At 71.8% G+C, this 12,354-nt stretch carries 8 protein-coding genes; 5 read left to right on the top strand and 3 right to left on the bottom strand.

Translation table 11 applies throughout. The features are described 5' to 3' along the window. Positions 1-181: 181 nt before the first annotated feature. The gene (locus OC439_RS25250; RefSeq protein ID WP_262015611.1) at positions 182-2,242 is read right to left on the bottom strand and encodes a SpoIIE family protein phosphatase; all 2,061 of its coding nucleotides are present in this window, start codon (positions 2,240-2,242) and stop codon (positions 182-184) included. 170 nt (positions 2,243-2,412) lie between these two features. On the opposite strand from OC439_RS25250, the gene OC439_RS25245 reads away from it, so the two are divergent. Both OC439_RS25245 and OC439_RS25240 read left to right on the top strand, forming a co-directional pair. Next, positions 2,413-6,777, top strand: coding sequence for a HAMP domain-containing protein (locus OC439_RS25245; RefSeq protein WP_262015610.1), 4,365 nt, complete (start codon positions 2,413-2,415; stop codon positions 6,775-6,777). After that, positions 6,774-7,331, top strand: coding sequence for a two-component system response regulator (locus OC439_RS25240; protein ID WP_013283536.1), 558 nt, complete (start codon positions 6,774-6,776; stop codon positions 7,329-7,331). Before OC439_RS25245 ends, OC439_RS25240 begins: the two co-directional genes overlap by 4 nt. A 4-nt stretch (positions 7,332-7,335) precedes the next feature. Here the strand turns inward: OC439_RS25240 and OC439_RS25235 are convergent, their stop codons facing one another. Beyond that, the gene (locus OC439_RS25235) at positions 7,336-7,860 is read right to left on the bottom strand and encodes a GbsR/MarR family transcriptional regulator (protein WP_262015609.1); all 525 of its coding nucleotides are present in this window, start codon (positions 7,858-7,860) and stop codon (positions 7,336-7,338) included. 53 nt (positions 7,861-7,913) lie between these two features. Between OC439_RS25235 and OC439_RS25230 the strand changes: the two genes are divergently transcribed. Together OC439_RS25230 and OC439_RS25225 are read left to right on the top strand one after the other, a co-directional pair. Continuing rightward, positions 7,914-8,855, top strand: coding sequence for an ABC transporter ATP-binding protein (locus tag OC439_RS25230; protein WP_262015608.1), 942 nt, complete (start codon positions 7,914-7,916; stop codon positions 8,853-8,855). Continuing rightward, complete coding sequence (locus OC439_RS25225) at positions 8,852-10,444, top strand: ABC transporter permease (protein ID WP_262015607.1); 1,593 nt, start codon at positions 8,852-8,854, stop codon at positions 10,442-10,444. The genes OC439_RS25230 and OC439_RS25225 overlap by 4 nt, the downstream gene beginning before the upstream one ends. A 93-nt stretch (positions 10,445-10,537) precedes the next feature. Here the strand turns inward: OC439_RS25225 and OC439_RS25220 are convergent, their stop codons facing one another. Beyond that, positions 10,538-10,870, bottom strand: a complete 333-nt coding sequence (locus OC439_RS25220) for an STAS domain-containing protein (RefSeq protein WP_262015606.1) — start codon at positions 10,868-10,870, stop codon at positions 10,538-10,540. Positions 10,871-11,016: 146 nt separating this feature from the next. Here OC439_RS25220 and hemL point away from each other — a divergent pair, with 146 nt between their 5' ends. After that, a complete protein-coding gene (hemL, locus tag OC439_RS25215; RefSeq protein ID WP_262015605.1) occupies positions 11,017-12,354 on the top strand; it encodes a glutamate-1-semialdehyde 2,1-aminomutase in 1,338 nt (445 codons plus the stop codon).

Below are 12,354 nucleotides of genomic sequence, written 5' to 3'. Positions count from 1 at the left end.
CTCGCCCTCCCCGGCACCAGCCGGCCCGCGCGCCAACGGGCGGCCTGAGGCGCGTCAGTGGCGTGCCGAAGTGGGTTGACCATGAAGTTGACGGGGAGGAAACGGGCGAATTGAGCGGCTAAGTTCATGATCGACGGGGCGCGTGTCCGGACGCGGGCCCGCCCCGCGCGGGGTGGGAGGGCTAGGGGGTGTCGTTTCGGAGGACCAGGATGGCTATGTCGTCGCGTGGGGGCTCGACCGAGAACGCGATGGTGGCGGCGCGCAGCCGGGCGGCCACCACGTCGGCCGAGTACCCGGCCAGCGGCGCCGCCGACTCGCGCAGCCGGTCGGTGCCGAACAGCTCGCGTCCGCGCCGCCGCTCGGTGACCCCGTCGGTGTAGAAGATCAGCGCGTCCCCGGGCTTGAGCGTCAGCTCGGCGGTCGGTGTGGTGATCGCGTCGAGCAGGCCCAGCGCCGTACCGCCGACGCCGACGAACGTCGCCCCTCCACCGCCGTGCAGCAGCACCGGGCGGTCGTGGCCGGCCAGGTGCAGCGAGACGTCGAGCTGGCCGCCGTCGCCGGGTGCGACAGCCGCCAGCGCCAGCGTGCAGTAGCGTCCGCCGCCGCGCTCCACGAGCGTCTCGTTGAGCCGGCCGAGCACCTCGGGCAGCGGTTTGCCGTCACCGACGAGCACCCGGATCACGTCCCGGACCAGGCCGGTCACGGCGGCGGCCTGCACGCCCTTGCCTGATACGTCGCCGACCACCACGAGCCAGCGGCCGTCCGGCAGCGGAAGCACGTCGTAGAAGTCGCCGCCGACCTCCGCGTCGTCGCCGGTCGGGACGTACTCGGCGGCGAAGCCGATGCCCTCGACCACCGGCAGCACCGGCGGCAGCAGCGACTGCTGGAGCGTCTGGGCGACCCGGCGGCGCTCGGCGTGGATGCGGGCGTTCTCGATGGCGAGGGCGGCGCGGCGGGCCACGTCCTCCAGCACCGACACCTCGTCCGGGTCGTGCCGGTGCCGCTGGTGGCGGCCCACGGCGAGGGTGCCGAGCCGCTGGCCGCGGGCGATAAGCGGTACGGCGAAACCCTCCATCGGTCCGCCGAGCGGCACCTGGGCGGCGTTGCGGGACGCCTCGCGCAGCCGGGACTGGATCGAGTCCGGGCCGGTCTCCTGGAGGATCCGGTGCAGCTGCGGCAGCATCGCCTCGTCGGCGTGGCTGGACGCGGCGAGGCGCAGCCGGCCCCACTCGTCGGTGGTGTGCACGGCGCACCACTGGCCGAGCCGGGGCACCACGAGCTGCGGGACGAGTGCCATGGTCAGCTCGACGTCGAGCGACTGGGCGAGCAGTTCGCTGGCCTCAGCCAGGAACGTCAGCCAGGTGGACCGGCGTACGTCGGCGCGGCGCAGCCGGTCGTTCTCCAGGTGCAGCGACAGCCGCTCGGCGGCCAGCACGGCGAGTGGCCGCGCGTACGCCGAGGGCGCCGCGTCCAGCTCCAGCTCACCGGCGTACGGGCGGTGCACGGCCAGCGGTACGCGCAGCAGCTCGCTGCCGTCGCGTGGCGGCCGGCCGTACCTGGCGAAGACCTGGGTGCCGAGTCCGTCGCCCCGGTCCAGCCGTACCGTGCCACCGGCGGCGCCCACCATCTCGCCGACCCGGGTCAGCAGTCCGGTGGCGAACTCGGGCAGCGGCTCGTCGGCGTACGCGTCGGGGGTGAGCTGCATCAACTCGCTCATGGCCGCGGCGCTCGGCGTACCGTCGCCGTTTCGGTCCGGTTCGGCGACGCGCAGTGGGCCGGCCGACGGCCGGGCGGACCCACCCGGGCCGGGCCGGTCGAGGCGGAACCAGACGCCCTTGCCGGTGGGCAGGTACGTGGTGCCCCACCGGCTGGAGAAGTGGTCGACGAGCAGCAGGCCGCGCCCCCGGGCGGCGACCTCGGTGATGTCGGACGTGGTGTTGCGCACGCCCACGATCAGCTCGTCGACCGGGCCGGAGGCGAAGTCGGTGACTGTCACGGTGAGGCCGTTGTGGTCGGTGTCGACCTCGATGTCCAGTTCGGTACGCGCGTGCTCGACGGCGTTCGTGGTCAGCTCGGTGGTGAGCAGCAGCGCCTCGTTCAGCAGTTCGGGCAGCCGCGCTTCGAGCAGCATGGTGCGGACCAGTGCGCGGGCCGCCGCCGGCGTGCGGCGGTCGGCGGGGAGGCGGACCCGGCGGACGCGCTCGTCCGCGCCCCCGCTAGCAGGCCCTGCCTCCGCTGACACCTTCGTATCCTCCACCGCCTCCACCCCGGGTGCCAAGCGTCCCGGTGAACCCACCACCCGGGTCGATACCGCACGTGACGCGCGATCACACGCGGTGACCTCGACGGATCGCGCGGCACAATGATGGGATGGCCCGTGTGACCGCACGAGCCCGAGCGGAGCGAGGAACGATGGCCACGGTGAATCAGTCGGTGACCGCTGACCCGTCCGCGTCCGACCACGAGGCGCTCCTCGGCGAACTGGTCGAGGCGTTGCGTCGGGTGGGGCGCGGCGATCTGCGGGTGCGCCTGCCCCGGCGGGCGGGTCTGCCCGGTGAGGTCGCCGACGCCTTCAACGACGTGGTGTCGTTGCAGGAGCGGCAGCACCTGGACCTGCGGCGGATCAGCCGGATCGTCGGCCGTGACGGCCGGCTCACCGAGCGCCTGGACGACGAGGGCCTGGACGGCTCGTGGGCGGAGGGGCAGCGGGCGGTCAACTCGCTCATCGACGACCTGGGCCGGCCGACCACCGAGATCGCCCGGGTCATCGTGGCGGTGGCCGACGGCGACCTGTCCCAGCACATGGCGCTGGAGATCGACGGTCGCCCGCTCCGCGGTGAGTATCTGCGCATCGGCCGGACCGTGAACACGATGGTGGACCAGCTCTCGTCGTTCGCCGACGAGGTGACGCGTGTGGCCCGCGAGGTGGGCACCGAGGGCAAGCTGGGCGGCCAGGCCGACGTGCGCGGGGTGGCCGGCACCTGGAAGGACCTCACCGACTCGGTGAACACCATGGCGTCGAACCTCACCGGGCAGGTCCGGTCGATCTCCCAGGTGGCGACGGCTGTGGCGAAGGGCGACCTGTCGCAGAAGATCACGGTCGGGGCGCGCGGCGAGGTGGCCGAGCTGGCCGACACGATGAACTCGCTCACCGACACGCTGCGGCTGTTCGCCGAGCAGGTGACCCGGGTGGCCCGCGAGGTGGGCACCGAGGGCAAGCTGGGCGGCCAGGCCGAGGTGCCGGGCGTGGCCGGCACCTGGAAGGACCTGACCGACAACGTCAACTCGATGGCGTCGAACCTGACCGCGCAGGTGCGCAACATCGCCCAGGTGTCGACGGCGGTGGCGAAGGGTGACCTGTCGCAGAAGATCACGGTGGCGGCCCAGGGCGAGATCCTGGAGCTGAAGGACACCGTGAACACGATGGTGGACCAGCTGTCGTCGTTCGCCGACGAGGTCACGCGGGTGGCCCGCGAGGTGGGCATCGAGGGCAAGCTGGGCGGCCAGGCGCAGGTACGAGGCGTCTCCGGCACGTGGCGCGACCTCACCGAGAACGTCAACCAGCTCGCCGGCAACCTGACCAGCCAGGTCCGCAACATCTCCCAGGTCTCCACGGCGGTCGCCAAGGGCGACCTGGGTCAGAAGATCACTGTGGACGCGCAGGGCGAGATCCTGGAGCTGAAGAACACAGTCAACACGATGGTGGACCAGCTCTCCTCGTTCGCCGACGAGGTGACCCGGGTGGCCCGTGAGGTGGGTACCGAGGGCAAGCTGGGTGGTCAGGCCCAGGTCAAGGGCGTCTCGGGTACGTGGCGCGACCTGACCGACAACGTGAACTCAATGGCGTCCAACCTGACCAGCCAGGTGCGGAACATCGCCTCGGTCACCACCGCGGTGGCGAAGGGTGACCTGTCGCAGAAGATCACAGTGGACGCGCGAGGCGAGATCCTGGAGCTGAAGTCCACTGTCAACACGATGGTGGATCAGCTCTCGTCGTTCGCCGACGAGGTGACCCGGGTGGCGCGCGAGGTGGGTACCGAGGGCAAGCTGGGTGGTCAGGCGCAGGTGCGCGGCGTCGCCGGCACCTGGCGCGACCTGACCGACAACGTGAACTCGATGGCGTCGAACCTGACCGCGCAGGTGCGCAACATCGCCCAGGTGTCGACGGCTGTCGCCAAGGGTGACCTGTCGCAGAAGATCACAGTGGACGCGCAGGGCGAGATCCTGGAGCTGAAGTCCACAGTCAACACGATGGTGGACCAGCTCTCGTCGTTCGCCGACGAGGTCACGCGCGTGGCCCGTGAGGTGGGTACCGAGGGCAAGCTGGGTGGTCAGGCCCAGGTCAAGGGCGTCTCGGGTACGTGGCGGGACCTGACCGACAACGTGAACTCGATGGCCTCGAACCTGACCAGCCAGGTGCGGAACATCGCCTCGGTCACCACGGCGGTGGCGAACGGCGACCTGGGTCAGAAGATCACTGTGGACGCGCAGGGCGAGATCCTGGAGCTGAAGAACACAGTCAACACGATGGTGGACCAGCTCTCCTCGTTCGCCGACGAGGTCACACGCGTGGCGCGTGAGGTGGGTACCGAGGGCAAGCTGGGCGGTCAGGCCCAGGTCAAGGGCGTGTCCGGTACGTGGCGCGACCTCACCGAGAACGTCAACCAGCTCGCCTCCACCCTGACCACGCAGTTGCGCGCCATCGCGCAGGTCTCCACGTCGGTGACCCGCGGCGACCTGACCCAGCGGATCAACGTGAAGGCGCAGGGCGAGGTCGCCGAGCTGAAGGACAACATCAACCAGATGATCGTCACCCTCCGGGAGACGACGAAGAAGAACGCCGAGCAGGGCTGGCTGGACTCGAACCTGGCCCGGATCGGCGGTCTGCTCCAGGGCCAGCGCGACCTGGGCGAGGTCTGCCGCATGATCATGCAGGAGGTGACCCCGCTGGTGGACGCGCAACTCGGCGCGTTCTTCCTGACGGACAGCTCCGAGGGCAGCATGCGGCTGCGGCTCACCGCCTCCTACGGGTACGTGGCACGCGGCCACGACGTCACGTTCGGCCCGGGTGAGGGGCTGGTCGGGCAGGCCGCCCTGTCGCGTCGGACGATCCGGGTCAAGGCGCAGCCGGACGGGCGCCTCGTCGTACGGTCCGGGCTGGCCGACACGCCCCCGGCCGACCTGGTGGTGCTGCCGGTCCAGTTCGAGGGCGAGCTGCTCGGCGTCATCGAGTTCGCCGGCGTGGCCACGTTCTCCGAGCTGCACCTGGCGTTCCTGGAGCGGCTGGTGCTCACCATCGGCGTCGCGGTCAACACCATCCAGGCCAACCGGCGTACGGAGGAGCTGCTGGCGCAGTCGCAGCGGCTGGCGCACGAGATGCAGGACCAGTCGGCCGAGTTGCAGCGCACCAACGCCGAGCTGGAGGACAAGGCGAAGCTCCTGTCCGAGCAGAAGGCCAACATCGAGACGCAGAACCGGGAGATCGAGCTGGCCCGCCTCGGCCTGGAGGAGAAGGCGCAGCAGCTCACCCGCGCGTCGGCGTACAAGTCGGAGTTCCTGGCGAACATGAGCCACGAGCTGCGTACGCCGCTGAACTCGCTGCTCCTGCTGGCCCGGCTGCTGGCCGAGAACCCGGAGCGCAACCTCAGCGCGAAGCAGATCGAGTTCGCCCGGACCATCCACGGCGCCGGGTCGGACCTGCTGTCGCTGATCGACGACATCCTCGACCTGTCCAAGATCGAGGCGGGCCGGATGGACGTGGAGCCCACCGAGATCCAGTTCGCCGAGATCCGCGGCTACGTCGAGCAGGCGTTCGCGCCGCAGGCCGAGGAGAAGGGCCTGGACTTCCAGGTGCGGGTGAGCCGCGACCTGCCGCCCGCGCTGGTCACCGACGCCCAGCGGTTGCAGCAGATCCTGCGCAACCTGCTGTCGAACGCGGTGAAGTTCACCGACAACGGCGCGGTGACGCTGCGGATCGGCCCGGCGGCCGAGAACGCCGTCTTCGACGTGCCGGCGCTGACCAACGCGCAGCGGGTGATCGCGTTCACCGTGATAGACACCGGGATCGGGATCTCCGACGACAAGCTCTCGCTGATCTTCGAGGCGTTCCAGCAGGCGGACGGCACCACCAGCCGCCGCTACGGCGGCACCGGGCTCGGCCTGTCCATCAGCCGTGACCTGGCCCGCCTGCTCGGCGGCACGATCACCGTCTCGTCCGCGCCCGGTCAGGGGTCGACGTTCACCCTCTTCGTACCCGATGTGCTGGCGCCGGACGCGGTGGTGGCACCGGCGCCACCGTCGCCGAGCCGCGCGGGCCTGCCGTCGTCGCTGCTCATGCCGATGGAGTTGCCGCAGCCGCAGGAGACGCCCGCGACCCGGCGCCTGGACGGCGTGACCGTGCTGATCATCGACGACGACGTCCGGAACGTGTTCGCGCTGACGTCCGCGTTGGAACTGCACGGGATGACCGTGTTGTACTCGGACAACGGGGCGGACGGTGTCCGCCAGCTCGCCGAGCACCCGGAGGTGGACATCGTCCTGATGGACGCCATGATGCCGGACCAGGACGGGTACGAGACGACAGCGCAGATCCGCCGCAACCACCGGTTCGCGGACCTGCCGGTCGTGTTCCTGACCGCGAAGGCGATGCCCGGCGACCGGGAGTCGGCGCTCGGCGCCGGCGGCAGCGACTACATCACCAAGCCGGTGGACCTGGACGAGCTGATCGAACTGATGGCGTCCTGGATCGGCCGGAGCCGAGGCGAGGAGAACGCGTGACGCAGACGGCCAAGGCCCTGCTGGTGGACGACCGGCGGGAGAACCTGATGGCGCTGGAGGCGATCCTCCAGGGTCTCCCGGTGCAGTCGGTCGCGGTGGAGAGCGGCGAGGCGGCGCTCAAGCAGCTCCTGGTGGACGACTTCGCGGTGATCCTGCTGGACGCCCAGATGCCGGACATGGACGGGTTCGAGACCGCCACCCACATCAAGCGGCGCGAGCGCACCCGGCACGTACCGATCATCTTCCTGACCGCCGCGGACAAGGACGCGCAGCTCGCGCTGCGCGGCTACGCGGCCGGCGCGGTCGACTACCTGACCAAGCCGTTCGACCCGTGGGTGCTGCGCGCCAAGGTGACGGTCTTCGTCGACCTGTGGGTGAAGACGCGGCAGCTCGCCGCCCAGTCGGATCTGGTCCGGGAGCGGGATCTCCAATGGCGGCACCTGACCGACGCGGTGGACGAGGCGACGGCGCTGCTGCGTGCCGACGACGACCCGTCGACCCGGGAACGCGCGGTGGAGCTGCTGGAGCAGGCGCGCTGGGGCAACACCCGCTGACGGTTCAGCCGCCGGCCGGGCCGCCGTGCCCGGTCGCGGCCCGCCGGGCCCGCCAGCGGTCGCCGAGCGATTCCAGTTCCTCCTGTACGAAGAGGAAGAAGTCGCGCATCTCGGCGACCCGCTCACCGGCCGGTGTGTTTCGCCCGTGCAGCGCGTCGACCCCGCCGGCGGCGATGTCGATGAAGTTCTTGTAGATCGTGGTCTTGGTGATGGTCGCCTCGTACCACGGGTTGTCGGGCATCCGGTAGCGGTCGCTCCGGGAGCCCTTGACCGGCTCGCGGACCAGCATGGCGAACTGGGTCAGGTAGCGCACCGCGCCGCTCACCGCCGCCGCGCTGACGCCGAGCCGGCCGGCGATCTCGCCCGCGGTGAGCGGGTCGTCGGCGCTCATCACTGTGAACAGGACCCGGGCGGCCATCCGGGGGAAGCCCACGTCGGCGAAGGCCATCGCCATCCGCTCGACGAAGAGGTGGACCTCTTCCTCGTCGTGCTGGGGCGGCACGTTCATGGTCGGCTCCTCGACACTCACCCCGTGACCCTACAGTCTTCACAAGTTTGTGAAACAAGCGTAGCTTCTGAAGTATGGAAACGGCAATCGATGTGTCCGGCCTGGTGAAGACCTTCGGCCGCACCCGGGCCCTCGACGGGCTCGACCTGACTGTTCGCACCGGAGAGGTGCACGGCTTCCTGGGCCCGAACGGCTCCGGCAAGTCGACCACCATCCGGGTGCTGCTCGGCCTGCTGCGGGCGGACGCGGGGGCCGTCCGACTGCTGGGCGGCGACCCGTGGCGGGACGCGGTGGCGCTGCACCGCCGCCTCGCGTACGTGCCCGGCGACGTCACGCTCTGGCCCCACCTCAGCGGCGGCGAGGTGATCGACCTGCTCGGCCGGCTGCGCGGCGGGCTCGACCCGAGACGCCGCGCCGAACTGCTGGAGTCGTTCGAGCTGGACCCGCGCAAGAAGGGCCGCACCTACTCCAAGGGCAACCGGCAGAAGGTCGGCCTGGTCGCCGCGCTCGCCTCCGACGTCGAACTGCTCATCCTCGACGAGCCGACCTCCGGGCTCGACCCGCTGATGGAGGAGGTCTTCCAGCACTGGGTCCGCCGGGCCCGGCAGGACGGGCGCACCGTGCTGCTGTCCAGCCACATCCTCGCCGAGGTGGAGGCGCTCTGCGACCGGGTGACGATCATCCGGGCCGGCCGGACCGTCGAGTCCGGCACGCTCGGCGACCTGCGCCACCTCCACCGCACCGCGATCGACGCCGAGGTCACCGCGCCGCTGGACGGCCTGGCCGACCTGCCGGGTGTGCACGACCTGCGGGTGGACGGGCAGCGGGTCCGCTTCGACGTGGACACCGCGTCGCTCGACGCCGCGCTGCGCCGGCTCACCGAGCTGGGCGTACGCAGCCTGGTCAGCACGCCGCCCACGCTTGAGGAACTGTTCCTGCGGCACTACGAGGCCGCGTCCCCCGCGTCGGCGCCCTCCTCCGGCGTGGCGCGTTCCGAGACGGCGGACCGGTCATGAGCACGCTCACCGGCACCCGTCACCTGGTCCGGCTGATCATGCGCCGGGACCGCCTCCTGCTGCCGCTGTGGGTGCTCGTGCTCGCGGTACTGCCGATCACGTACGCGGCCAGCTTCTTCGAACTGTTCCCCACCGCCGCCGAGCGGGTCGCGTACCTGGAGGGCACCGCCCGCAACCCGTCGATCGTCGCGCTGCTCGGCCCGGCGTACGGCGACAGCGTCGGCGCGCTCACCGCCCAGCGCAGCGGCTTCCTGCTGCTCATCGTCGCGCTGGCGAGCCTGCTCACGGTCATCCGGCACACCCGCACCGAGGAGGAAGCCGGGCGGCGGGAACTGCTCGGCGGCAGCGTGCTCGGACGGCACGCCGGACTGACCGCCGCGCTGCTCGTCACGTACGGCGCCGACCTGGTGCTCGGGCTGCTCACCGCCGCCGGGCTCGTCTCGACCGGGCTGCCGGTCGGCGGCTCGGTCGCGTACGGGCTGGTCACCGTGCTGACCGGCGCTGTCTTCGCGACGCTCGGCGGGCTGGCCGCCCAGCTCACCGAGACCGCGGGCGGGGCGCGGGGCGTCGGCCTCGCCGGTCTCGGCGCCGCGCTCGGGCTGCGCCTGGCCGGGGACACCGCCGGCAACGACTGGCCGAGCTGGCTGTCCCCGCTGGGCTGGGGCGCGCGCGTCCGGCCGTACGAGGGGGAGCGGTGGTGGGTGCTGCTGCTGCCGCTGGCCGCGACGGTGCTGCTCGCCGCGCTCGCGTACCCGATCTCGGTCCGCCGCGACCTGGGCGCGGGCGTGCTGCCGCCCCGGCTCGGCCCGGCCGGCGCGGGCGGCGCGTTGTCCGGGCCGTTCGGGCTGGCCTGGCGGCTGCACCGGGGGCAGATCCTCTGGTGGTCGGTCGGGTTCGGCCTGCTCGGGCTGATCCTCGGTGGCGCCGCGGAGGCGGCCGGCCGGTCCGTCGAGGGGAGTCCGCGGATGGAGGAGATCGTGGCCCGGCTCGGCGGGGCGTCCGGGATGGCCGACGCGTACCTGGGGGTCACGCTGAGCCTGGCCGGGCTCGCCGCCGCCGGGTACGGCATCCAGGCCGCGCTGCGGATGCGCGCCGAGGAGTCCGCCGGGCACGCGGAGCCGGTGCTCGCCACCGGAACGCGGCGCTCGACCTGGCTGCTGTCGCACGTGGCGTTCGCGCTGCTCGGCCCGGTGGTGGTGCTCGCGGTGACCGGGCTCGCGACCGGCCTGACGTACGGGCTGAGCACCGGTGACGTGCCCCGCCAGCTGGGCCGGATGCTCGCCGCAGGCCTGGCCCAGGTGCCGGCGGCGTGGGTGCTGGCCGGGCTCGCCGTGCTGCTCTACGGCCTGCTGCCCCGGCTCGCGTCCGCCGCATGGGTGGTGCTGGCGGTCTGCGTGCTGCTCGGGCAGCTCGGCGCGGTGCTGGAGCTGGACCAGTGGCTGCTGGACGTGTCCCCGTTCACGCACACTCCGCAGGTGCTGCGCGCCACGTGGACCGCAACCCCCCTCTACGTGCTGACGGCGTTGGCGATGACCCTGGCCACAGTCGGCCTGCTGACGTTCCGCCGCCGCGACATCCCCGTCCTCTAGCGCCGTTGATCTTGCACTTGTGGCCCCGACAAAAGGTGTGAATCACCCGAGTGAAGGGCCGCAAGTGCAAGATCGCGGGGAGAACCCCGAGGGTCAGGGGGTGGCTTCGTTGCGGATCATCAGGGCGCTGCGGAGGCCGGTGATGTCCAGGACGCGGATCAGGAAGTCGCCGACGTTTGTGAGCATCAGCACGCACTGGGCGTGACTGGCCTTGCGGCTGAGCACCACGAGCGTGCCGAGCCCCTGCGAGTCGCAGAACGTGACCCCGGCCAGGTCGAGCACGATGCGCGGGGGCGGATCCGCCAGCACCTCGTTCACCACTGTCGAGAGCTGGGCGGCCGTGAGCATGTCGATCTCACCGGCCAGGCGAAGCACTGCTTCGTCACCCGTCCGGTGTACGGTGATGGACAGTTCGGCACGATCCACCCGGTCAGCCTATCGCGATCTCGACCAACGGGCCTGTCGAGCGGATCGCCGTCGGCCCGTCGCGCCGCTCAGGCGGGTGAGCCTGGTAACCCCCGTCGCGGGGTGCCTGCCAGGCAGCACTCCGGCGCTGACACAATGGCCCCATCGTGACCGAGACCTTTTCCGCCGGATCCGGCCGCTACCCGGCCGACGCCCCGGCCTCCGAGGCCCTGTTCGACCGCGCCAAGGCCGTCGTGCCCGGCGGGGTCAACTCTCCCGTGCGCGCGTTCCGTGCCGTCGGCGGCACCCCGCGCTTCATGGTCCGGGGGGAGGGTCCGTGGCTCTTCGACGCCGACGGTCGTCGCTACGTCGACCTGGTCTGCTCCTGGGGCCCGCTGATCCTCGGCCACGCGCACCCGGCGGTGGTGGAGGCGCTGCGCGAGGCGGCGCCGCTCGGCACCAGCTTCGGCACGCCGACGCCGGGTGAGGTCGACCTCGCCGAGGAGATCATCGCGCGGACGCCGGTGGAGCAGGTCCGCCTGGTCAACTCCGGCACCGAGGCGACCATGTCGGCGATCCGGCTGGCCCGCGGCTTCACCGGCCGCGCCAAGATCATCAAGTTCTCCGGCTGCTACCACGGCCACTCGGACGCGCTGCTCGCCGCCGCCGGCTCCGGCGTGGCCACGTTCGGCCTGCCCGACTCGCCCGGCGTGACCGGCGCGGCAGCGGGCGACACCATCGTGCTGCCGTACAACGACCTGCGCGCGGTCGAGGAGGCGTTCGCCGCCGAGGGGCAGCACATCGCCGCGATCATCACCGAGGCCGCAGCCGGCAACATGGGCGTGATCGCGCCCCGCGACGGCTTCAACTCCGAGCTGGCCCGGATCGCCCACGCGAACGGTGCGCTGCTCATCGTCGACGAGGTGATGACCGGGTTCCGGGTGTCCCGCGCCGGATGGCACGGCCTCGACCCGTCGGACGCGGACCTGTGTACGTACGGGAAGGTCATGGGTGGCGGCCTGCCCGCCGCGGCGTTCGGCGGGCGCGCGGAGATCATGGCGAAGCTCGCCCCGGCCGGCCCGGTCTACCAGGCCGGCACGCTCTCCGGTAACCCGCTGGCCTGCGCGGCCGGTCTGGCCACGCTGCGGCTGGCCGACGACGCGCTCTACCGGCGGCTCGACGAGACCGCCGCCGCGCTCGGCAAGCTCACCACCGAGGCGCTGTCCGCGGCCGGCGTGCCGCACCGCCTCTCCACCGCGGGCAACATGTTCTCGGTCTTCTTCACCGACGCGGACGTGCACGACTACGACAGCGCCCGCACCCAGGTGGTGCCGGCGTTCAAGGCGTTCTTCCACGCGATGCTCGCCGGCGGCGTCTACCTGCCGCCGAGCGCGTTCGAGTCGTGGTTCGTCTCGACCGCGATCGACGACGCCGCGTGGGAGCAGATCGCCGCCGCCCTGCCGGTGGCGGCGCGGGCGGCAGCGGCGGCGGGAAGCGGGGGGTAA

The organism is Micromonospora sp. Mcm103 (assembly GCF_024519755.1).
GTDB classification, from domain to species: Bacteria; Actinomycetota; Actinomycetes; order Mycobacteriales; family Micromonosporaceae; genus Micromonospora; species Micromonospora aurantiaca.
Note: the sequence above shows the minus strand (reverse complement) of the source record. Positions and strands in the feature narration are given on the sequence as shown.